Source organism: Mycetocola saprophilus, from assembly GCF_000718085.1.
GTDB classification, from domain to species: domain Bacteria; phylum Actinomycetota; class Actinomycetes; order Actinomycetales; family Microbacteriaceae; genus Mycetocola; species Mycetocola saprophilus.
Genome location: NZ_JOEC01000002.1, coordinates 1,021,391 through 1,043,604 on the forward strand (window position 1 = coordinate 1,021,391; position 22,214 = coordinate 1,043,604).

The following is a 22,214-nucleotide window of genomic DNA, read 5'->3' on the forward strand; positions in this document are numbered from 1 at the left end:
GGTGGGCACAGGGTGCCCGCCCGAGGCGGCGGTGGCTACTGCTACGAGAGGTTAGCCGGCGTGGGTCATCGAGAGCAGGTCGAGGGCGGCATCCAGCTGCTCCTCGGTGACCTCTCCGCGCTCCACGAACCCGAGGGCCACGACGGCCTCGCGGACCGTGATACCCGCGGCAACCGCGTGCTTGGCGATCTTGGCGGCGGCCTCGTAACCGATGATCTTGTTCAGCGGGGTCACAATTGAGGGTGACATGCCCGCCAGGGCTGCGGCGCGCTCTACGTTGGCCTGGAGACCATCCACGGCCTTATCGGCCAGCACCGTCGAGGCGTTGGACAGCAGACGAATCGACTCCAGAAGGGCGGTACCCATGATCGGAATCTGAACGTTCAGCTCGAAGCTGCCGGACGCGCCGCTGATCGCGATCGAGGCGTCGTTACCGATGACGCGCGAGCATACCATCAGCACGGCCTCGGGGATCACCGGGTTGACCTTACCCGGCATGATCGAGGAGCCTGGCTGCAGGTCGGGAATGTGCAGCTCGCCCAGGCCGGTGTTCGGGCCCGAACCCATCCAGCGCAGGTCGTTGCAGATCTTGGTGAGGCTCACGGCGATGGTACGCAGCGCGCCCGAGGCATCCACCAGGCCGTCGCGGTTGGCCTGGGCCTCGAAGTGATCCAAGGCCTCGGTGATCGGCAGGCCCGAGTCGGCGGCGAGGCGGCGGATGACCTCCTGCGGGAAGCCCAGCGGGGTGTTGATGCCGGTGCCGACCGCGGTGCCACCGAGGGGCACCTCGGCTACGCGCGGCAGCGCCGACTGAACCCGCTCGATACCCAGACGAATCTGGCGGGCGTAGCCACCAAACTCCTGACCCAGGGTGACCGGGGTGGCGTCCATGAGGTGGGTGCGGCCGGGCTTGACCGCGTCCTTCCACAGCTCGGCCTTCTTCTCCAGCGAAACCGCCAGGTGATCGAGGGCCGGCACCAGCTGTTCGATCAGGGCACCGGTTACGGCCACGTGCACCGAGGTCGGGAAGACATCGTTGGAGGACTGCGAGCAGTTCACGTGGTCGTTCGGGTGAACGGGGGCACCCAGCGAGCGGGTGGCCAGGGTCGCCAGCACCTCGTTCATGTTCATGTTCGAGGAGGTGCCCGAGCCGGTCTGGTACACATCGATCGGGAACTGGTCGGCGTGCTGACCGGAGATAATCTGGTCGGCGGCACCCTCGATGGCCGCGGCAATTTTGCCGTCAAGCACACCCAGCGACGCATTCGCGGAGGCGGCGGCCTTCTTGATTCGGGCGAGGGCCACCACCTGGGCGGCTTCCAAACGCGAGCCCGAAATCGGGAAGTTCTCTACCGCGCGCTGAGTCTGCGCCCCATACAGGGCGGAGATCGGCACACGAACCTCACCCATGGTGTCGTGCTCGATGCGGTATTCGGCGGATGCGTTTTCAGACACGGTGTTCTGCTCTCCTCGAGGTGTGAACGCTACTCTGCGTTCGGGGTTTTGGTGCTTGTGGCACCCGTGGGATCCAGGTTACCCAATGTCACATCGGGAACCGCTGTGCCCTCCGTCAGACGGTAGTTGGCACCGACGACCGCGAGGGTTCCCTCGGCGACCGCACGATTAATCATCTCAGAACGAGTCAGGAGTTCGGCCACCGTGCTGCGCAGGTGGCTCTTTCCGACCTCGGCCGGGTCCGCGTGAGAGATCTCGGTTCCCGATACTCCCGCGACCTTGACCACCGAGGGCACGATCTGGCGGATCAGACCGGCAATGTTCGGCGGCAGCGTTTCGGCGTCGGGGGCGCAGGAGGAAATCGCCGCCTGGACCGCACCACAGGCGTCGTGTCCGAGAACCACGATCAGCGGAACCTTCAGCACACCCACCGCGTATTCCAGCGAGCCCAGCACCGAATCGGAGATGACCTGTCCGGCGTTACGCACCACAAACAGGTCGCCCAAGCCCTTATCAAAAATAATCTCGGCGGACAGGCGCGAGTCCGAGCAGCCAAACAGCGCGGCATCGGGGGTCTGCACACTGGCCAGCTGGTGGCGGCGCTCCACATCCTGGCGCGGGTGCAGCGGCTCACCGCTCACAAAGCGTTCGTTACCGGCGACCATTTCGGCCCAAGCCTGGCCCGGAGTCATGGTGGACATTAGCGGTTTGCCTCCTTCTCGATGTCCGGAGTCAGCGCGGTCGCGAGGGTGGTGAACTCCTCGTTCGAGGCGGACCCGAACAGAACAAAGTACGAGCTTCCGGCCTGGGTAGCCAGGCCATAGTGCACGTTTCCAATCTTGTCATCCCGTGAATCACGGTTGTCGTATACGGTCCACTGGACCCCATCGATCGTGGTGGTACCCGTGGGCACCGAGTTCTTGAGCATCAGCGAGGTCCAGGAATCGTTCGCATTCAGGCCCTGGGCCATCCCGATGAACTTCTGATCCGGGGTGAGGAAACCAATCTCCCACGACTTCACCGAGGTCTTCGAGCGCACCTCGGCGTAGTTCGCGCTCCACGACTTGGGGAGCTTCGGGTTGGCCAGGTGGGCCTCCTGAGACTCCTGTACCTGCCCAGCCACGACGGTGTAATCCACCGAGCGATCGGTGGGCTTATCGCTGCGCGGCACGATGATGACCATGACCGCGACCAGCGCGACGGTGGCCAGCAGCGAGTAGACCAGGTTGTTCACGGTCTTGCGCATCCGATAGTTGCGCGACTGAGTGGCCTTGCGCTCGGCCGTCTCCTCGGGCGTTTCCGGGCGACCCAGCTCGGCAACTACCCGCGGCTCGGTGGACTTCTTTTTTGCCACGGTTAGAAGATCTCCTCGCCGGAAGCGGATACCGAGCCGGAGGTATCGGCGTTCGCGGTCGAGGCGGCACGGGCCGCATCCAGCCGGGCCTTGGCCCCGATCAGCCACTGCTCGCAGCGGGCGGCCAGCGCCTCACCGCGCTCCCACAGCTCAAGCGAGTGCTCGAGTGTTGCCGAACCCTGTTCGAGTTCAGACACCACCCGAACCAGCTCGTCACGGGCCTCTTCATAGCTCAGGGCGTCGATTTCGGGGTTGGAAGACATGCCGCCATCCTATCGCGTCCGCACCGACCTCTCGTTCCCCGGGTTGGGTGCGAAACGGGTGAACTCTCCCGCAATCATGCGGGTCCTCCCGCCGAGAAACCGGCGGGCTAACGCTCGGTTTCTGTCGCGGTTGCGTGCAGCACACCCTCGGCGAGGGTGATCCGCAGATCGGTACCGGTCGGTGCCTGAGTAGTCTCACGCAGCGCGGATCCGTCCGGGGTCTGCACGATCGCATATCCGCGGCGCAGGGTCTGCTGCGGGGACAGGGTGCGCAGCCGTGCCGTGAGCTCGGCCAATCCCGACTCCGCGCGCTCGATTCGGCGATCGATCATCTCGGCACCGCGCGCCACATAGCGGGTGACCTCCTCGCTTCGGGAGGTCACGATCCATGCCCCGTCTGCCAGCGCCGGACGGGTTCGGATCTGCTCCAGCCGAGAAATCTCGGTGTTGATCTGGTGTACCAGGCGACCGGTCAGCCGCGAACGTGCCTCGGCGACCCCGGCGAGCTCCTCGCCCACATCGGGCACCACCCGCTTGGCGGCGTCGGTGGGGGTGGAGGCTCGGAGGTCGGCCACATCATCAAGCAGCGGACGGTCGGCCTCGTGTCCGATCGCCGAGACGATCGGGGTGGTCGCGGCCGCGGCCGCGCGCACCACCCGCTCGTCGCTGAATCCCAGCAGGTTCTGGAAGTCGCCGCCGCCTCGGGCGACGATGATCACGTCCACCTCGGGGTCGGCATCCAGCGCCTCGATCGCCGCAACCACCTCGCCGACGGTGCGATCGCCCTGAACCGCGGCGTGACGCACCCGGAACTGCACGGCCGGCCAACGCAGCTGGGCATTGCGCAGCACGTCCTTCTCGGCGTCGGAATCCTTGCCGGTGACCAGTCCGATCACGTTCGGGAGGAAGGGGAGACGCTTCTTGCGCTCGGGAGCGAACAAACCCTCGGCGGTGAGGCTCGCACGCAGGCGTTCCAGCCGTTCAAGCAGGTCACCCAGGCCCACGTGACGCATCTGCATCACCTGCATCGTCAGGCTGCCACCCTTGACCCAGAAGTTGGCCTTGATCAGCGCAACCACCCGGTCGCCCTGCTTGAGATTCTCCGGGAGCTTCGCTCGCACCGAGGACCAGATGGTGAAGGAAATGGTCGCGTCGGCGTTCAGATCCTTGAGCTTGCCATAGACGTTGCCGCCGGACTGTCCCCACTGGGTAATCTCGCCCTCAACCCACACCGTGCCGAGCCGGTCGATGTAGTCGCGGATCTTGTTCCCCAAGAGCGCAATCGGCCACGGATCCTCCGCAGTAGCGGGCTGTGCGGGCATAGAAACGGCCATCCGGCAATCCTCTCACTCGGAGTCCAGCGACTCGGCTTACAATTGGTGACGTGAGTAACACGACGATTAGCCTGCCGATGCCGAGGATCCCCGGTGCTTCAAGCCGACTCCAGGATAACCCGGTCGCCGGACCCAAACGTGTGCTGCTGGCCGCCCCGCGCGGCTACTGCGCCGGTGTTGACCGCGCCGTTATTGCGGTTGAGAAGGCGCTGAACCTCTACGGTGCGCCCGTCTACGTGCGGAAACAGATCGTGCACAACGTCCACGTGGTCTCCGAGCTCGAGGCTCAGGGTGCCATCTTTGTGGACGAGGTGGATGAGGTTCCCGAGGGTTCGCACATCGTGTTTTCCGCGCATGGCGTCTCCCCGGCCGTGGTGAACGCGGCCGCCGACCGTCAGCTGCAGGCCATCGACGCGACCTGCCCGCTGGTCACCAAGGTGCACCGCGAGGCCGTCCGGTTCGCCCGCGCGGATCAGGAGATCCTGCTGATCGGCCACGAGGGACACGAAGAGGTCGAGGGTACCGCCGGGCACGCTCCCGAGCGCACCACCATCGTCAACGGCCCCGAGGACGTGGACAAGATCACCGTCAAGGACCCCGACAACGTGGTGTGGCTCTCACAGACCACCCTCAGCGTGGACGAGACCATGGAGACGGTGCGTCTGCTGCGCGAGCGCTTCCCGAACCTGAAGAACCCGCCCTCGGACGACATTTGCTATGCCACTCAGAACCGTCAGGTTGCGATCAAGAAGGTCGCCGTCGGTGCGGACCTGGTGATCGTGGTCGGTTCGGCCAACTCCTCCAACTCGGTTCGCCTGGTTGAGGTTGCCCTGGAATACGGCGCGAAGGCCGCCTACCGGGTCGACTACTCCAGCGAGATCAAGCAGGAGTGGCTCGATGGCGTGCAGACCGTGGGTGTGACCAGCGGTGCCTCGGTGCCCGAGGTTTTGGTGGACGAGGTCCTGCGAGACCTCGCCGGTGCCGGATACGGTGACGTCCAGGAGGTCAAGACCGCCGAGGAAGACCTTATGTTCTCCCTGCCCAAGGAGCTCCGTAAGGACCTCGAGGGCAACCGTGACGAGCGCGCCCTGGGTGGCCGTCGCTCGTCCTAATTTCCATTTGAGCTGTTCGAGAGGCAACGATGACCCCGCAACCCCGTTTTGGTGAATTCGCGACTCCCGAGGAGCAACGCGATCAGATGAACGGGCCCGACGCCGAGAAGGCGTCGGCGCCCGCCGTCGATCAGATCCCGCGTCGTCCATCATTTGGCGAGCGGATCGAGGACGGTGCTGCCGCCGTGACTCCGAGCGAGCCGGCTGTGCCGAAGGATCCCGAATCCGCTTCTGCCCCGCGCGCGGTCGCCGCTCCGCAGTACGGTGAGCGGGTGGCCGAGGGCACGGACCCGGAGAAGACCGAGGGAACCGAACCCGCTGCCACAGACTCGTCGCCCGCACATGCCGAGCGAGTGGCCGCCTCCCAGCTGCCGCCGCCCGAGTACGGCGAGCGTGTTGCCGCCTCGCAGCTGCCGCCGCCCGAATATGGTGAGCGCACCACGGACGCCCCGACCCACGCCTCGGCACCGTCAACTCCCGCCGCCCCCGCCGACGGAATTCCGCGCTATGCCGCGGGATCCTTCAGCGGTGTGAACGTGGGAAACCGGTCGGCCGTCCAGGCTTCGGCTGGCGCACGAGCCGGCGCGCCCGTCGGTAACTGCGTGAACCGTGCGGGGGCACCGGCGGCCGGAGCTGCCAAACGCCCCGCCGCCGCTCTCGCGAACGACGGGCTGCCCGTCCAGGCCCCGGCGGACCGCTTCATCTCGCTGATCCTGCTGGCCTTTGGGGCGTTCTCGATCCTCACCAGCGTCCCCGCCCTGCTCAACCTGCGCGAGGCGTTTGTTGAGTATTTCAAGGAGCTCGGTATCTCGGGCGACTCGCTGGGGCAGTCGATCAACGTGTCGGGATGGGTGATGGCGGCGATCATGATCGCCGTCTGGTGCCTCTCGGCATGGTGGACGATGCGCCGGATTCGAGCGGGCAAGTCCTCCTGGTGGATTCCGCTGCTCGGGGCCGTGGTTGCCCTCCTGGTGATGAGCATGGTGCTGGCCCCGGTCATGGCCAATGACCCGGCCTTCCAGGAATACGTGAAGAAGTTCCAGCCGTAACCACGTCGGCCCATAAAAGAACCCCGGTGATGCCGCAGCATCACCGGGGTTCTTCGTGGCGAACCTAGATGGTCAGCGACTTGCCGTGCGAACCAAGCTGACGGGTCGACTCGATGACGCGGGCGGCCATGGCAGTCTCGGCGATCTTGCCCCAGGCGCGGGGGTCGTAGACCTTCTTGTTTCCGACCTCACCGTCGACCTTGAGGAAGCTGTCGTAGTTGCGCAGCACGTTGTCGGCGATGGCGCGGCTGAACGCGTACTGGGTGTCGGTGTCGATGTTCATCTTGATGACACCGTTGGCGACGGCCTCGCTGATCTCGGCGTCGGTGGAACCCGATCCACCGTGGAAGACGAGGTCCAGCGGCTTGGCGGCGGTACCGTACTTGGCGGCCAGGCCCTCCTGGATTTCCTTGAGCAGACCCGGCTGCAGCTGCACGTTACCCGGCTTGTACACACCGTGCACGTTACCGAAGGTCAGCGCGGCCATGTAGCGGCCCTGCTCGCCGAGGCCCAGGGCCTCGACGGTCTGGATGGCATCTTCCAGGGTGGTGTAGAGGTGCTCGTTGATGTCGTGGCTGACACCGTCTTCCTCGCCACCCACAACACCGATCTCGACCTCGAGGATGGCGTTAATGTTCTTGGTCTTCTTGATGATCTCCTTGGCGATCTCCAGGTTCTCACCCAGCGGCACGGCCGAGCCGTCCCACATGTGGGACTGGAAGATCGGGTTGCGACCGGCCTTGACCTCTTCCTCGGAGGCGGCGATCAGCGGGTACACGAAGTCGTCCAGTGCGTTCTTGGGGCAGTGGTCGGTGTGCAGGGCCACGGTGATCGGGTAGTTGTCGGCGATCGCGTGCACAAACTTGGCGAAGGCGAGGGCACCGGAGGCGCGGTTCTTCACGGTGTGGCCGGCGAAGTAGTCGGCACCACCGGTGGTGACCTGGATGATGCCGTCGGAGCCAGCCTCGGTGAGTCCCTGAAGTACTGCGTGAATGGTCTGCGATGACGACACGTTAAACGCCGGGAAAGCGAATGCGTTCTCCTTGGCGGTGTCAAGCATCCGTGCGTACTGCTCGGGGGTTGCGATAGGCATTACTTCTCCTTAAGGAATGTCTGCAGGGAACACTTCGAGTCTAGCGACCGGGCTTCCCGGATGTCTCGGTAAATCGTGCGGATACGTCTGGAGTGCCGGATGCGGTGTCGGATGCTGACCGGCACCGGGGCCCGTTGGGTGCACGTCCGTGCGGATCGATCCAATCGTCGGGCACAATTGAGGGTATGAGTGACTCTTCGACCGGGCCGCGCCCGGGGTCCGCGTTCTTCCGTCCCGCCGGTTCTCCGGCACCGCGTTCGGCTAAGCCGAAGCCCGCGAAGCCCGTGGGATGGCCCGGTGCCGAGGCCCTGCGCGGATTGCGGTTGGCCACCGTTGCGGCGGCCACCGCGGCCGCGGACCACGTGGGATCGGGAGATCCGCTCGCCGTGGACGGGGCCGCCGTGCACGCGCTGCGCGCCGAGCTCGACACGCTCGCGCTCTCCGGCGTGGTCATTGCCGGCGAGGGCGAGAAGGACGAAGCCCCGATGCTCGCGGCCGGGGAGACCTTTGGAACCGGCGGCCCGGCGGTGGAGATCGCCGTGGATCCGGTGGACGGTACCCGCCTGGCGGCGGCCGGCGAGCCCGGCGCGATGGTGGTGCTGGGTGTTGCCGAGCCCGGCTCGTTTGCGCAGATCGGTCCGGCCTACTACCTGTCGAAGATTGTGGCGGGTGCACGTGCACCCGAGGTGAGTCTGGATGCGCCCTTTGAGCAGACCCTCGCCGACATTGCCGCCCACCGCGGCGTCCCGGTCGAGGAGCTGCACGTGGCGATTCAGGATCGTCCGCGTAACGCCGAGCTGATGCGGATCGCCCGCGAGGCCGGGGTGCGCTGCGACTTCTTTGAACACGGCGAGGTCGAGCGATCGCTTCGGGTCTTGCAGCCGGATGCGGATCTGGACCTGGTTGCCGGAATCGGAGGAGCCCCCGAGGGCCTGGTGGTTGCCGCCGCCGTGCGTGCGCTGGGCGGATCGATGCAGGCCCGGTTCGCGCCGCAGTCGCGGTCGGAGCGTACCCGGATCGAGGCCGCGGGCATCAACCTGGACGAGCTGCTAAGTCTTGACCGGCTGTGTGGGAGACGCGCGGCGATCCTGGTGAGTGCGGTGACCGAGTGTCTGATCGTGCCCGGTGCGCCGCTGCGCGCGGCCGAGGGTCGTGGTCAGGATGCACGAATCTGGTCGTGGTCGGGAACCGAAATTCCCGCGTAAAACGTTCGATTCGTTAAGAACACAGCTTTTTAACAGCAGGATTGGCCCACACGCCGCGGCGTGTTTGTGGGCGCGGGGTTAGTGTGGAACGGTTCGCCTTGCCCAGATGTTGAGGAGCGTTTTTCATGAGTCAGCCCACCACCGAGTCCCTGTATTTGCAGCCCGGACGAAATCTTGCACTGGAGCTGGTGAGGGCAACGGAGGCCGCGGCGATTCGTGCCGAACCGTATATCGGTCGCGGCGACAAGCTGGGTGCCGACGGTGCCGCGGTGGATGCGATGCGCGCGTTCCTCGGCACCGTCAACTTTGATGGCACCGTGGTGATCGGTGAGGGCGAGAAGGACGAGGCCCCGATGCTGTTCAATGGCGAACGCGTGGGCAACGGACAGGGCCCGGCGGTGGACATCGCCGTGGACCCGATCGATGGAACCAGCCTGACCGCCGCCGGTCGCCAGAACGCCCTGTCGGTCATCGCGGTGGCCGACCGAGGTTCGATGCTGGATGCGTCCACCGTGTTTTACATGGACAAGATCGTGACCGGCCCCGAGGGTATCGGTGTGGTGGATATTCGCCAGTCGGTGGCCGAGAACATTCAGGCGCTGGCCCAGGCGAAGAAGGTTCCGGTTTCGGACATCACCGTCGCGGTGCTGGACCGTCCGCGTCACGAGGGCTTGATCGAGGAGATTCGCGCCGCCGGTGCGGGTACCCGTCTGATGCTGGATGGCGACGTAGCCGGTGGTATCAACGCCGCCCGCTATGGCACCCGCATCGACATGTGCCTGGGTACCGGGGGAAGCCCCGAGGGCATCGTGACCGCGTGTGCGATTAAGGCACTGGGTGGCCACATTCAGGGCCGCCTGCACCCCCGCGACGACGCCGAGCGTCAGCGCGGCATCGAGGCCGGTCTGAAGATGGACTACGTCTATGGTGCCGACGAGCTGGTGCGCAGCGACAACACGTTCTTTGTGGCAACCGGTGTGACCGATGGCGGTCTGGTCGCGGGTGTTCAGCACCGCGGCCCGATCATCCGCACGGAGAGCATCGTGCTGCGTTCGAAGTCGGGAACGATCCGCCGGATCGTGGCCGACCACCTGGTGGAGAAGTGGCGCTAAGCCGCTGATCCCAACCCGCCCACACGCGGGTCCCGAGCTGCGGGCGTACCAATGGCGGTGCGCCCGCTTTTTGCTGCCCGTTTAGGCTTCGGGATGTTCCTGCTGTCTCTGCTCAACGTCGGTTTCGTTGGGGATGGAGGTGACGGGGGAGCGGCCCTCTTCGAGGCCGGCAACCAGGTCAACGTCGGTGATCTCGCGCAGGGGTTCCTCGATGGAGACGAGGTCCGCGATGATCTTGGTTTTGTCGATGCGGCCGAGTTTGCGGGCGCTGGGCAGCACCTGATGTTCCAGGGACCCGATCACCACGTTGTAGTCCTTCACCGAGCGCTCGATCGAGCGCCCCAGCTTCTGCAGCCGTGTCGCGGTGGTGGCCAGACGCGAGTGGAGCTCTCGGCTGAGGTCGAAGAGCTCGGTGGCCTCCTTGGTGAGCACATCCTGCTGCCAGCTAAAGGCCACGGTCTTGAGCACGGACCAGAGCGTCACCGGGGATGCCAGCGCGACCCGCTTGGAGAACGCGAAGTCGAGCAGGGTGCGGTCTGCTTCCAGCGCCGAGGACACCAGGGACTCGCTAGGGATGAACGCGATGACCAGTTCGGGGGAGGCGGGCAGGCCCTCCCAGTAGGTCTTATTGCCCAGCGCGGTCACATGCTCGCGCACGGCCTTCACATGATCACGCAGCAGCGAATCGCGGCGGGCAGCCTCGGCACCGGTCGCGGTGGCCGGAATCGCGCTGGCCTCCAGATAGGCGTTGAAGGGCACCTTCGCATCCACGGCGATGTTCTTGCCCCCGGGCAGGTGCACCACCATGTCCGGGCGGCCGGCCCCCGCATCGGTGGACACCGAGGACTGCACGCTGAAATCAACCCGCTCGATCAATCCGGCGGCCTCGACCACGTTTCGCAGCTGGGTCTCGCCCCAGACCCCGCGAACGTTATTCGATTTCAGGGCACCGGCCAGGGTGTCCGTGGTGGCCCGCAGACGCTCCTCGGCCTCGGTGGCCGCGCGTAGCTGTGCGCTGAGCTCGCCGTGCTGCAGGCTGCGCTGGTTTTCGATGGCGGAGACCGCCGTCTGCATCGTGCGCAGGGATTCGGCGACCGGAGCCAGGGCCTCCAAGACTCGCCCTTCCTGAGACTCACGCGCACGCAGGTTCGCGGCCTCCTCCTCGCGGCGGCGCTCCTGATCGGCGGCATAGCGTCGCTGTGTATCGATCTGATCGCGCAGCTCGGCCGTGGTGGCCTCGAGCGCAGCCAGCTCCGCTCGCAGGGTGCCGCGAATCTCGGACTCGCGCGCGCCCTGTGACATCAGCTCGGCGGAGTGCTGGGCCGTCAACACCTCAACATCGGCGCGCGCGGCATCGGCGCGAACCTCGGCCGCCCGCAGCGCCGAGGTCGCGCGACGCTGCGCGGTCAGCCCGCCAAAAACGCCGCCGAGGACCCCACCGAGCACGAGGCCCAGCAGGAGTCCGATGATGAGTGGGAGTAATGAGTCCATGACCTCAGTGTGCCCGAGACCGCCGACACCCTCGGTGGATAGTGGCTATCTGTGGAAAATCGAGGAGAAACCCCAGGTTGTGGAGGAAGGGTGGACCGGGGCATCCGCCCCGTCGACGGTCACGGCGAGCCCAGGCTCGCGGTGACACCCACGGCGATCAGATCACCCCGAAACGCGTGGATGCCCACGGTCACCGGCCCGCCTTCGGGATCCTTCAGTACGCGGGTTCGCTCCAGGATGACTCCGTCAGATCCGAGGCGAAGAAGCTCGGTTTCGGTATCGGTGGGCGGCCGCGAGATTAGCCGTTCCTCGACGCTACGGATGCGAATTCCCGCGGCGTGCAGGAGCGAATCAAAGCCGGAGAGTCCCTGATTTTGGGATGCGGGGCCGCCGAGCCCCGCGGGCAGAAAATCCGTGAGGACCGCGAAGGGCTCCTGATTGTTGGTGAGGAGACGTCGCAGGCGCAGAACCGGGGTGTCGACCGCGCACCCTAGGAGCCGGGCAATGGGGGTGATCGCCGGCAGGGTGTGCCGGTCGAGTATCCGGACTTCGGGATGGTGTCCGTCGCGTTCCAGGGTCTCGACGATGCCCAGCGTCTCGACCGCCGTGGTGATGCGGACGTGGACGACGCGCGTTCCGACCCCGCGACGGCGGGTCAGCTGACCCTCTTCCACGATCTCCTGAATCGCGCGACGCACTGTTGGTCGAGAGACGCCCAGCCGGTTTGCCAGCACGATTTCGTTGTCGAGCCGGCTCCCCGGCGGAAGCGTCCCGTCGGCAATGGCTCCGCGGAGTTGGGCGGCGAGTTGACGGTAGAGCGGGACCTCTCCCTCTCGGGACAGGGTGAGCGAGAGGGGCGTGCTGGGAGTGCCTGATGTGCGCATGAGTGTCCTCGAGGTTGCCGTCGTGAGCGAGCATATGAAGCGCAGGCTAACAACGCAGCGTGTGAGAATAACGGATGCTCAGAACCTTCGCCGCGCGCGCTCGGCTGGCCCCGGTCCTTCTCGCCGGGTACGATAGATCCTCGTGGCCCTCACTATCGGAATTGTCGGACTGCCCAACGTTGGCAAGTCAACCCTGTTTAACGCCCTGACCAAGAACCAGGTGCTCGCGGCGAACTACCCGTTCGCGACGATCGAGCCCAACGTCGGGGTGGTGAACCTCCCCGACGCGCGCCTGACCAAGCTGGCCGAGATCTTCGGCAGCGAGAAGATCCTGCCCGCCGCGGTCTCCTTCGTGGACATCGCGGGCATCGTGCGCGGAGCGAGTGAGGGCGAGGGCCTGGGAAACCAGTTCCTGGCAAACATTCGTGAGGCCGACGCGATCGCTCAGGTTGTGCGTGGATTCGCCGACTCCGACGTGGTGCACGTGGATGGCAAGGTCAACCCGGCCGGCGACATGGAGACCATCAACACCGAGCTGATCCTCGCGGACCTGCAGACGGTTGAGAAGGCTATCCCGCGTCTGGAGAAGGAGGTCAAGGGCAAGCGCATCGATCCCGCCGCCCTGGAGACCGCCAACGAGGTCCTCGCCGCGCTGAACGCCGGCACCCCGCTCTCCGCCACCAAGATCGACCTGGAGCCCGTGCGCGAGCTTGGTCTGCTCACCGGTAAGCCCTTCATCTACGTGTTCAACGTGGATGAGGAGGTCCTGCAGAGCGCCGAGAAGCGCGCCGAGCTGGCCGCCCTGGTGGCCCCCGCACAGGCCATCTTCCTCGACGCCAAGCTGGAATCCGAGCTGATCGACCTGGACGAGGAGGACGCCGCCGAGCTGCTGTCCTCGACCGGCCAGACCGAGTCTGGTCTCGACCAGCTCGCCCGCATCGGTTTTGACACCCTGGGCCTGCAGACCTACCTGACCGCCGGCCCCAAGGAGTCGCGCGCCTGGACCATTCCCAAGGGAGCCAAGGCCCCGCAGGCCGCCGGTGTGATCCACACCGACTTCGAGCGTGGCTTCATCAAGGCCGAGATCATCTCGTTCGCCGACCTGGTGGAGACCGGTTCGGTCGCAGAGGCCCGTTCCAAGGGCAAGGCCCGCATGGAGGGCAAGGAATACGTCATGCAGGATGGCGACGTGGTGGAGTTCCGCTTCAACGTCTAATCCTTGACGCTCCGTCAACTTATACGTGGCCGCCGTGAACTTGTGTTCTCGGCGGCCACGCTTTTTGGGGCGGTATCGTGCGTCGGCGCGGGGTGCCGGCGATGACGTGTTGAGTGGTTCTGACACGCGAGCGGATCGCCATGTACTAACCTGCCTGTGTGGAAGACACCGATAGAATCGACGCTGCCATCATCCTGACGCTGGTGCCCGGCACCAAGCGTCCGTTGTCGATTGGATTCCTGCTGTCGGGGTGGGACATGCTTGACGTCGATGTTCCCTCTCGGGAACGGGTCGAAGGCGCAATGGCGAAACTGGTAGGCACCGGGTTGGCCGAGATTGACCCATCCACCTGGGACATCCGGCTTACGGAGTCGGGTGCGGAACTGAGACGTTCGGTGAACACTTCCGGCGGAATGCGCGAGATTCCCGGGAGAATCAATGAGTCCTTGGCCGGACAGAGGATGGGCGTTGCACCACTCGAATTGGTTCCGGAAGTCTTTGATGCGGCGTTGGAGGACTATCTTGCCAGGGGGCAACGACGGGCCGAGAGAGCGTCACGCCATCGCTGGTGGTGGCTTACCCCTTTTCGCCCACGTCCGGCGCAACGGTCCCACAAAAAGCCGCAGTAATTCCATGACGACATTGCGCGACCCCTGGGGTAATCGCGATCCGCTCTCTGTGAAAGACTGGCCGCTTTTGCGCGTGAATCCTGGGGGCTACTCGGCCAGGCGGCCCCGCGCTCGCCCCAGAATCTCCGAAATCACGTCGGTTTTGGCATCGGCGTAGTCGTTCATATCCGACCAGGTTTGCTCGGCGAGAGCACGTTTGGTCCGCGCGTAGAGATCACGGTCATCCGCATTAGCGCGCAGGTGATTGCGCAGGGCAATATAGTCGCTGACCTGCGAGTGTTCGGGCTGATAGACGTGAATATGCACGTCCTTTTTAGGCGTGCGAAACATCCGGTGGTGGTCTTCGCGCACGCGCAGCACAAAGCCCGCAGCCTCCATCGCGGGCACGTAGGCATCCTCGTTTTCCACGTCGGTGACGGTGAGCAGAATGTCCACGAGGGGTTTGGCCGCGAGGCCGGGCACGGAGGTTGAGCCGATATGCTCCACGGAGAGGGCGACCGGGCCGAGCGCCGCCAGGATTCGCTCCGCCAGCGAATCAAAGCGTTCCGGCCAGGTCTCGTCATAGGGCACCACCACGATGGTGGGGATCTCCCGTCCGCCGATCAACACCGAATCCAGATACGCGTCCCGCTCATCACTCATGCGGACATTCTTTCAGATACGATGAACCGTTCGTTTCGTTGTGCAGGGTTGGGGATGGATGTCGGAGCAAGATTCCGGGCGGGGATCCCGGGCCGCACTCGGGGGCCCAAAGCGGAAACGAGCGTGGCTGGGAATACTCTCGCGTATCGGTCAGATTGCCGGGCGCACGATCTTTTTCCTTGTCATGGGTGTTGTCGCCCTGGTCTCGGTGGTGCTGGGAATCGGTGGAGTCGTCTCGGCAAACGAACCTCTACTGTGGGGCACCTATACGGAGACGTCCTACACCTGCACGCAAGTAGTGACAAAGTCTCGGTGCTCAAGCTTTGGCAATTGGGTGAGCGATGACGACCGCATCACCCTGACCGATGTCCAACTCGACGGAACGGTTGGCGAGGACGGAACGGTCAGGACCAGCTACCGCCCGGGCGGCTTTAACAGCGATGAAGAGAACAACATCGTTCACGTGGAGTGGACCAGCTTCGGGTATATCTGGTTCCCCTGGATTCTCGTGATCTTCAGTGTGGGTTCGTGTGTCTACTACGCCAAAAAATGGAAGCGGCGTACCCGCCCCACGGGGAAGATTGGAAGGCACACGGCGCATTCCTGAGTTGCAGATCTGTGCGCGAACGGATGCTTCAGTTGCAGCTTTACACCGTCGTGGGTGTAACCTGACCCCGATGCCCCGAGTGGGCATCCCATTCCCCGTGGCTCCCTCAGCGAGCCCCATTTTCCGACTGGAGAATCCCATGATTCAGGCCAATATTGCCGTAGATTTCAGCGCCGTTGAGGGCGAACGTGAAGACGTTTCGCTGAACAACGTGGTGTTCGAAATGGTCACGTCCACCACCAGTGTGGTGGCTGCCGAGCCGACCCTGTTCCGCTACTTCGAGAACGAGGGTGTGGTGTGGGGCGACTACACCGGTGACACCGTGATCGAGGGTCGCTTCTCCGGCATCCGCGAGGGTGACACCCTGCACATGTCCTACAATCACCGCTCGAAGAACGGCAACCTGGTGCACGGCAACGACACCACGATCATCTCCCGTCAGGCCGACGGCCTGCTGCGCCTGACCGAGTTCTACGTCGGTGCAGGCGGCGAGCCGCAGCTCAGCGTGTGCCGCGAGGTCGCCGCGAACTAAACCGCGTGGGCTCGATGCCTCCGGTGCCGCCGCGAATGATATTTCGGCGGCGAGGAAGGCCTCGGGCAATCCATCCATTTGGTGGGGGATGAGCTAGCGCAACGGTGCGCCCTCATCCTCCTCACCCGGCTCCGCGATTCGCAGGTGCCGGGTGGAACCCAGCGGGGATTCCCCCGCCCACTCTCCGGGCGAACGCAGCGCCCGGCCGGCAAAGCCAGCACCCAGGCTGACCCGATCCCACTGCTCATCCATCACGAACACCGTCTCGGTGGATTTGATGCAGGACCATTGCGCAAGATTCAACGCCACAAGCTCATGAATTGCCGCGACGTCCGCCGCACGTACCAACAGCATGCCGTCATGCTCGCCGGCGGTCACCGCGAAATACTCCAGTTCCGGCACCGTTTTCAGACGCTCACGAAACTCACCCCACTGCTGCTGCTCGAGTGACACAAACACCAGCGCGGCCACGCCAAACCCCGCCGCCCGGAAATCCAGGGTGGCGGTAAAACCGGTAATCACACCGGACTCAATCAGCCAGTCATAACGCTGGTAGGCGTTGGAACGGGAGATCCCCAGCTGGTCCGCCAGCGCCGCGATGGACAGTCGTCCGTTACGCCGCAGCAGGTCAACCATGCGGATGTGAATATCGTCGAGTTGCATTCTGTCTCCCCGGGGATGGAATTATTCTGCGGATCCTGGATGAAATGCCACATACTCGGCAAATCAAAGAACGAATATCGCAATTTTCTTTCGTATTTGACACAATAATCGCGAATCACATAACTTTTGTAAATAGTTATCCATCTCGGGTAACAAAGAGGAGGCCACAACATGAAGTTCTCGAGGAAAAGCGCCGCCACAGCCGGTCTGGTCGTCGCGGCCGCCCTCGCGCTGTCGGGTTGCGCCGGCGGCGGCAACGGTGCAGCCGGAGGGGGTGACGCAGGCAAGTCCCTCGTGGTTGATGCCTCGTTCGACCTGAAGACCGCCGACCCCAACCGCCAGTACGAGACCACCGGGTCGATCGTCGCCAAGGCGCTCTACCAGACGCTGCTGACCTTCGAGGGCAACGACGTCACCAAGCCCGTCGACGGCCTGGCCAGCTACACCATGAACCCCGAAAACACCGTGATGACCCTCACCCTGAAGCCCGGAGCCAAGTTCTCCGATGGCTCCCCGGTGACCGTGGACGACGCCGTGTTCTCGCTGACCCGCGTCCAGGGCGTCAAGGGAAACCCCTCGTTCCTGCTTGATGGCGTCACCGTTGCCAAGACCGGTGATGACACCCTGACCCTCACCTCGGCCGAGCCCAACCCGGCGCTGCCCTTCATCCTGCCCAACCCCGCCCTGTCGGTGGTGAACAAGAAGGTGGTCGAGGCAAACGGTGGCTCGGACACCGAGAGCGACAAGGCCGAGGCCTTCCTCAACAAGACCTCCGCCGGTTCGGGTCCCTACAAGCTGGAGTCCTTCGACGCCGCCAAGCAGGTTGTGCTGACCGCCAACCCCGAGTACAACGGCCCCAGGCCCGCCTACTCGCGCGTGGTTCTGCGTAACGTGGCCGGCCCGACCCAGAAGCTGAACGTGGAGAAGGGCGAGTCGCAGGTAGCCCTCGACCTCAACCCCGACCAGGTTGCCGAGCTCGCCGGCTCCAAGGTGAAGATCACCTCGGACCCCTCGCGCTACATGATCTTCCTGCTGCTGAACCAGAACAAGGACGTCAGCCAGATCACCAGCAACCCGGACTTCCTGAAGGCCGTCAAGCTGGGCATCGACTACGACAAGATCGTCAAGATGGCCGGTAAGGGCTCGGTTCGCCCCGGCGGTCCGATCCCCTCGCTGTTCGTAGGTGCGGTCGACGCCAAGCAGGGCAACCAGCGCGACGTCGAGGCCGCTAAGGCAGCTCTCAAGGCTTCGGGATACAACGGCGAGAAGGTCACCCTGAACTTCCCCAACGACATCACCGTGCAGGGTCTCTCGCTGCAGAACGTGGCCGAGGCCGTGCAGGCACAGCTCAAGGATGTCGGCATCGACATCAACCTGGCCCCCGCCCCGGTGGCCACCGAGCTGGACGCCTACCGCAACGGCACCGAGACCGTGGGTCTCTGGTACTGGGGCCCGGACTTCCCGGACGCCTCGAACTACCTGGTGTTCTCGCCCGGTGAGCTCGTCGGTCTGCGTGCAGGCTGGCCCGCGGGTGCCGACCCCAAGGTGACCGAGCTGGCAAACGCCGCCAAGGCCGCCACCGGAGACGCCCGGGCCGCCGCCTACGAGGCCTGGCAGAAGGAGCTCAACGCGAGCGGACCGTTCGTGCCGCTGCTGCAGCCGGCTCAGAGCATCGTCACCGCCCCGAGCATCACCTCGGTGACCACCAACCCGGTCTGGACCGTGGACCTTGCCCTCATCAAGTAACACTGCCGCCGTCCAGACTCAGACGGCTGACCGTAGCGCACGGAGGGGCATTCCCCCCTTCGTGCGCTACGTCGCAATACGGCTCGGCCTGAGTGTCCTGCTGATGTTCGGGGTGACCGTGGTCACCTTTATCCTCACCAACCTGGTGCCCGCCGACCCGGTGCAGGCGGCCCTGGGGGAGCAGGCGGCCGCCGATCCCTCGATCGTGGCCAAGTTCCGCGCCGATAACGGCCTGGATCAGCCGCTCGTGGCGCAGTACTTCACCTACCTGAACAACGTGCTGCACGGGAACTTCGGTGTGTCCACCCAGACCCGGATGCCGGTGGCCGATGAGCTCGCGTCGGCGGTGCCTGCGACGATCGAACTGGCCCTGGCCGCGATCGTCTTCTCGACCCTGATCGGCATCGGCCTGGGACTCTGGGCCGCGCTCAAGCAGCGCACGATCATCGACCAGGTCATCCGCGTGGTGAGCCTGATCGGTCTGTCTTGGCCGACCTTCTGGCTGGCCCTCGTGGTCTACTACGTCTTCTTCTTTGTGCTCGGGGTCTTCCCCGGTTCCGGGCGCCTGGATCCGGTGTCCATCGCGCCGCCGCAGGTCACCGGTTTGTACACCGTGGACTCGCTGATCGCCGGACAGTGGGGCACCTTCTGGGATGCCGTCTACCACCTGGTACTGCCCGCCTCGGTGCTGGCCCTCTACACGATCGGTCTGCTGACCCGCTTCGCCCGCTCGGCCGTGCTGGAGGTGCTCGACCTGGACTACGTCAAGGCCGCCACCGCCAAGGGACTCCCGCGCCGCACCGTGGTCTTCGGCTACGTGCTGCGTGGTGCGCTGGTTCCGATCATCACGGTCCTGGGCCTCGCGTTTGGGGCGCTGCTTTCCGGCACCGTCCTGGTGGAGAAGGTGTACTCCTGGCACGGCCTGGGTGAGTACTCGTTTGCCGCCGCGACCAAGCTGGACCTGCCCGCCATCATGGGTGTCGGTCTGATCGTGGGCTTTGTCTACATCGGACTGAACTTCCTGGTGGATGTTTTGTACGGGGTCATCGACCCGAGAGTGAGGGTCGCATGAGCGCCGACATCCTGACCCAGCGCGCCAAGCGGCGCCGCTGGCTGAAGATTGCCCCGGCGTTCCGCACGCCGCTGGCGATCACCGGCATCACGATCGCCGCCCTGTGGGTGCTGATCGCAATCTTCGCGCCGATCCTCGCCCCGTTCGATCCGCTCGCCCAGGACTTTGACCGGCTCATGCCGCCCGGTGGCGAACACCTGTTTGGTACCGACGCGGTGGGCCGCGATGTCCTCAGCCGCGTGATCAGCGGTGCGCGCATCTCGATGCCGCTCGCCCTGGCCCTCGTGGTCGCCTCGATGGTGGTCGGCGGCACCCTGGGTGCCATCGCCGGGTACTTCGGACGCGCGGTGGACGAGATCATCATGCGGATCGCCGACCTGGTGTTCGCCTTCCCGACCATCATCCTGGCGATGGTGATTACCGCGGCCCTCGGCCCGAGCCTCACCAACGCAGTCATCGCGATGCTGATCGTCTCCTGGCCCGCCTACGCCCGAGTGACCCGCTCCCTGGTGATCTCGGCCCGGCGTCAGGAATACGTGGTTGCCGGTCGGTTGCTCGGTAACAGCCCGTTCACCACGCTGCGCCGCGACATCCTGCCCAACGTCCTCTCACCGGTCTTTGTGCTGGCGATGCTGGATGTGGGAACCGCGATCCTGCTGCTCGCGGGCCTGAGCTTCCTGGGCCTCGGTGCTACCCCGCCGCTGCCCGACTGGGGCGCGATGGTCTCCGACGGCGTGCAGCAGTTCTCCGCCTGGTGGATCGCCGCCTTCCCGGGACTGGCGATCTTCACCGTGGTGATGGCGTTCAACTTTATTGGGGACTCGCTGCGCGATTCCCTCGACCCGCGTGCACAGGATGCGGTGCAGGGGAGGGCAATGTGAGCCAGTTAGACAACCAGTACGACGGCGCTCGTCACGCGAACGCCTCGGACGGCCTGACCATCCGCGACCTAACCATTCGGATCGGCGAGAAGGAGATCCTGCACGGGATCAACCTCGACCTGATTCCCGGACAGATCACCGGCCTGGCCGGCGAGTCCGGTTCGGGCAAGTCGATCACGGGTCTTGCCATGCTTCGGCTGCTGCCGAAGAATGCCAAGACCGGCGGCGCGATCACCTTCGAGGGGCGCGATCTGCTCACCGTCCCCGAGCGGGAGATGGGTAAGATTCGTGGCCAGCACGTGGGCATGGTCTTCCAGGACCCGACCGCCTCGCTGCACCCGATGCTCACGATTGAGCGTCAGCTGACCGACCACCTGCGCGCCCACACCGGCGTCTCCAAGAAGGAGGCGCGCGAGCGGGCACTGGACGTGCTGCGCAAGGTGAAGGTGCCGCTGCCCGAGACGGCGCTGAAGAAGTACCCGCACCAGTTCTCCGGTGGACAGCTGCAGCGGATCGCGATCGCCGTGGCGATCATCTGCGAACCGCGCATCCTGATCGCCGATGAGCCCACCACCGCCCTGGACGTGACCGTGCAGGCGGGCGTGCTGCGCCTGCTGCGCCGGCTGTGTGATGAGCTGGGCCTCGCTGTCCTGCTGATCACCCACGACCTCGGGGTCATGAGCAGCCTGGCCGACCGCATCGCGGTGCTGCGTCGGGGAGAAATCGTGGAGGAGGGGACCCGGTACAACGTGCTGCGGAACCCCCAGCACGAGTACACCAAGGCGCTGATCGACGCGCTGCCGAGCCACGAAGGTGCCGGCGCGGATCTGGCGTCCGCGACCGATGCTGCCGTCGAAACCGCCGCCGAGGCAGTGAACGTTGAGGGTGCCGGTGCGGATCTGGCGTCCGCGACCGATGCTGCCGTCGAAATCGCTGCCGAGGCAGTGAACGTTGAGGGTGCCGGTGCGGATCTGGCGTCCGCGACCGATGCTGCCGTCGAAACCGCCGTCAAACCCGCCGCCGAAACCGCTACCGAGAAGGAGGCCGGCAATGACTGAGTCGCTGCTGAGCGTGGACGATCTGCGGGTACAGTACAAGCTGCCCGGCAAGGGAACCCTGACCGCCGTGGACGGCGTGAACTTCGAACTCGCCCCGAAGCAGGTGCTGGGACTCGTGGGCGAATCGGGCTGTGGAAAGTCGACGCTGGCCCGCGCGGTGTGCGGACTGGAGCCGATCCACTCGGGTTCGATCCACTTCAAGGGCACGCCGATCCGGACCCTGGGAATGCGGACGCGTCCGGCCGAGCTGCTGCGGATACAGATGGTCTTCCAGAACCCGTACGCCTCGCTCAACCCGCGGCGCACGGTGGGCAGCCAGATCGCCGATGGTCTGCGCATCCATCCGCAGCGGGACAGCTGGACCGTCGCCGGTTTGTTGGAAGAGGTGGAACTGCCCGCCGAGGTGGCCAACCGCTTCCCGCACCAGTTCTCCGGTGGCCAGCGTCAGCGCATCGCGATCGCCCGCGCGATCGCCTCGGGTCCGGACCTGCTGATCGGCGACGAGCCGATCGCCTCGCTGGATGCCAGCCTGCAGGCGAAGGTTGCCCAGCTGATGCGTCGTCTGGCCCTGGAATCCGGCGCGTCGATGCTGTTCATCAGCCACGACCTCGCGGTGGTGCGCACCATCGCCGATGAGGTAGCGGTGATGAGCAAGGGACAAATTGTTGAGCACGGCCCCGTGGAGCAGGTGTGGCGTTCCCCGCGCGACCCCTACACCCGACGCCTGCTCGCGGCGATCCCCGCCATTGACGGCCTGGGCACCCTACCGGGTCTGCCCGAAGACTAGCCGGCTTTCACATGGCTCCCCGAGTCCCC

Annotated in this window: 23 protein-coding genes; 13 read left to right on the forward strand and 10 right to left on the reverse strand. The window is 65.2% G+C overall.

Annotated features, from left to right (window positions below; genetic code table 11):
* Positions 1–51 precede the first annotated feature (51 nt).
* From IE92_RS0110490 to xseA, 5 genes are all read right to left on the reverse strand, one after another.
* Positions 52–1,455, reverse strand: a complete 1,404-nt coding sequence (locus IE92_RS0110490) for a class II fumarate hydratase (protein ID WP_030148452.1) — start codon at positions 1,453–1,455, stop codon at positions 52–54.
* Positions 1,456–1,484: 29 nt separating this feature from the next.
* Entirely contained in the window at positions 1,485–2,156 is a 672-nt protein-coding gene (locus tag IE92_RS0110495) for a carbonic anhydrase (protein ID WP_030148453.1), read from the reverse strand.
* Positions 2,156–2,809: a DUF4245 domain-containing protein gene (locus tag IE92_RS0110500; protein WP_030148454.1), complete on the reverse strand. Its 654-nt coding sequence runs from the start codon at positions 2,807–2,809 to the stop codon at positions 2,156–2,158. The genes IE92_RS0110495 and IE92_RS0110500 overlap by 1 nt, the downstream gene beginning before the upstream one ends.
* 2 nt (positions 2,810–2,811) lie before the next feature.
* Positions 2,812–3,072 (reverse strand): exodeoxyribonuclease VII small subunit, encoded by a 261-nt coding sequence (locus tag IE92_RS0110505; RefSeq protein WP_030148455.1) that lies wholly within the window; start codon positions 3,070–3,072, stop codon positions 2,812–2,814.
* Positions 3,073–3,179: 107 nt separating this feature from the next.
* Positions 3,180–4,406 carry an exodeoxyribonuclease VII large subunit gene (gene xseA / locus IE92_RS0110510; protein ID WP_030148456.1) on the reverse strand — a complete coding sequence of 409 codons (1,227 nt, stop codon included), beginning with the start codon at positions 4,404–4,406 and terminating at the stop codon, positions 3,180–3,182.
* Positions 4,407–4,483: 77 nt separating this feature from the next.
* Here xseA and IE92_RS0110515 point away from each other — a divergent pair, with 77 nt between their 5' ends.
* Together IE92_RS0110515 and IE92_RS16710 are read left to right on the forward strand one after the other, a co-directional pair.
* The gene (locus IE92_RS0110515; protein WP_030148457.1) at positions 4,484–5,518 is read left to right on the forward strand and encodes a 4-hydroxy-3-methylbut-2-enyl diphosphate reductase; all 1,035 of its coding nucleotides are present in this window, start codon (positions 4,484–4,486) and stop codon (positions 5,516–5,518) included.
* A gap of 29 nt (positions 5,519–5,547) precedes the next feature.
* Positions 5,548–6,567 carry a DUF6264 family protein gene (locus tag IE92_RS16710; protein WP_043321549.1) on the forward strand — a complete coding sequence of 340 codons (1,020 nt, stop codon included), beginning with the start codon at positions 5,548–5,550 and terminating at the stop codon, positions 6,565–6,567.
* A 64-nt stretch (positions 6,568–6,631) separates the two neighbouring features.
* On the opposite strand, the gene fbaA is transcribed toward IE92_RS16710, so the two are convergent.
* On the reverse strand, positions 6,632–7,660 hold the full coding sequence (fbaA, locus tag IE92_RS0110525) for a class II fructose-bisphosphate aldolase (RefSeq protein ID WP_030148458.1): 1,029 nt from the start codon (positions 7,658–7,660) through the stop codon (positions 6,632–6,634).
* Between the two features lie 185 nt (positions 7,661–7,845).
* On the opposite strand from fbaA, the gene IE92_RS0110530 reads away from it, so the two are divergent.
* Positions 7,846–8,865 (forward strand): fructose-bisphosphatase class II, encoded by a 1,020-nt coding sequence (locus IE92_RS0110530; protein WP_081863891.1) that lies wholly within the window; start codon positions 7,846–7,848, stop codon positions 8,863–8,865.
* A gap of 125 nt (positions 8,866–8,990) precedes the next feature.
* Positions 8,991–9,977 carry a class II fructose-bisphosphatase gene (gene glpX, locus IE92_RS0110535; protein ID WP_030148460.1) on the forward strand — a complete coding sequence of 329 codons (987 nt, stop codon included), beginning with the start codon at positions 8,991–8,993 and terminating at the stop codon, positions 9,975–9,977.
* 81 nt (positions 9,978–10,058) lie between these two features.
* Here the strand turns inward: glpX and IE92_RS0110540 are convergent, their stop codons facing one another.
* The gene (locus tag IE92_RS0110540; protein ID WP_030148461.1) at positions 10,059–11,468 is read right to left on the reverse strand and encodes a DNA recombination protein RmuC; all 1,410 of its coding nucleotides are present in this window, start codon (positions 11,466–11,468) and stop codon (positions 10,059–10,061) included.
* 119 nt (positions 11,469–11,587) lie between these two features.
* Entirely contained in the window at positions 11,588–12,352 is a 765-nt protein-coding gene (locus IE92_RS0110545) for a GntR family transcriptional regulator (protein ID WP_030148462.1), read from the reverse strand.
* A 142-nt stretch (positions 12,353–12,494) separates the two neighbouring features.
* Between IE92_RS0110545 and ychF the strand changes: the two genes are divergently transcribed.
* Positions 12,495–13,568 carry a redox-regulated ATPase YchF gene (gene ychF / locus IE92_RS0110550; protein ID WP_030148463.1) on the forward strand — a complete coding sequence of 358 codons (1,074 nt, stop codon included), beginning with the start codon at positions 12,495–12,497 and terminating at the stop codon, positions 13,566–13,568.
* Between the two features lie 158 nt (positions 13,569–13,726).
* The gene (locus tag IE92_RS0110555; protein WP_030148464.1) at positions 13,727–14,197 is read left to right on the forward strand and encodes a hypothetical protein; all 471 of its coding nucleotides are present in this window, start codon (positions 13,727–13,729) and stop codon (positions 14,195–14,197) included.
* A gap of 87 nt (positions 14,198–14,284) precedes the next feature.
* Here the strand turns inward: IE92_RS0110555 and IE92_RS0110560 are convergent, their stop codons facing one another.
* On the reverse strand, positions 14,285–14,839 hold the full coding sequence (locus IE92_RS0110560) for a GrpB family protein (protein ID WP_030148465.1): 555 nt from the start codon (positions 14,837–14,839) through the stop codon (positions 14,285–14,287).
* A 334-nt stretch (positions 14,840–15,173) separates the two neighbouring features.
* Between IE92_RS0110560 and IE92_RS18350 the strand changes: the two genes are divergently transcribed.
* Positions 15,174–15,446 carry a hypothetical protein gene (locus tag IE92_RS18350; RefSeq protein WP_156027505.1) on the forward strand — a complete coding sequence of 91 codons (273 nt, stop codon included), beginning with the start codon at positions 15,174–15,176 and terminating at the stop codon, positions 15,444–15,446.
* A gap of 139 nt (positions 15,447–15,585) precedes the next feature.
* Complete coding sequence (locus IE92_RS0110570) at positions 15,586–15,978, forward strand: avidin-fold protein (RefSeq protein ID WP_211250776.1); 393 nt, start codon at positions 15,586–15,588, stop codon at positions 15,976–15,978.
* Between the two features lie 93 nt (positions 15,979–16,071).
* Here the strand turns inward: IE92_RS0110570 and IE92_RS0110575 are convergent, their stop codons facing one another.
* On the reverse strand, positions 16,072–16,641 hold the full coding sequence (locus tag IE92_RS0110575; RefSeq protein ID WP_030148468.1) for an Lrp/AsnC family transcriptional regulator: 570 nt from the start codon (positions 16,639–16,641) through the stop codon (positions 16,072–16,074).
* 171 nt (positions 16,642–16,812) lie between these two features.
* On the opposite strand from IE92_RS0110575, the gene IE92_RS0110580 reads away from it, so the two are divergent.
* From IE92_RS0110580 to IE92_RS0110600, 5 genes are all read left to right on the forward strand, one after another.
* Positions 16,813–18,387, forward strand: a complete 1,575-nt coding sequence (locus IE92_RS0110580) for an ABC transporter substrate-binding protein (RefSeq protein WP_030148469.1) — start codon at positions 16,813–16,815, stop codon at positions 18,385–18,387.
* 61 nt (positions 18,388–18,448) lie between these two features.
* A complete protein-coding gene (locus IE92_RS0110585) occupies positions 18,449–19,459 on the forward strand; it encodes an ABC transporter permease (RefSeq protein ID WP_245601257.1) in 1,011 nt (336 codons plus the stop codon).
* Entirely contained in the window at positions 19,456–20,340 is an 885-nt protein-coding gene (locus IE92_RS0110590) for an ABC transporter permease (protein ID WP_030148471.1), read from the forward strand. Before IE92_RS0110585 ends, IE92_RS0110590 begins: the two co-directional genes overlap by 4 nt.
* Positions 20,337–21,398: an ABC transporter ATP-binding protein gene (locus IE92_RS0110595; protein ID WP_081863889.1), complete on the forward strand. Its 1,062-nt coding sequence runs from the start codon at positions 20,337–20,339 to the stop codon at positions 21,396–21,398. Before IE92_RS0110590 ends, IE92_RS0110595 begins: the two co-directional genes overlap by 4 nt.
* Complete coding sequence (locus tag IE92_RS0110600) at positions 21,391–22,185, forward strand: ABC transporter ATP-binding protein (protein WP_030148473.1); 795 nt, start codon at positions 21,391–21,393, stop codon at positions 22,183–22,185. The genes IE92_RS0110595 and IE92_RS0110600 overlap by 8 nt, the downstream gene beginning before the upstream one ends.
* The last annotated feature ends 29 nt before the right edge of the window (positions 22,186–22,214 follow it).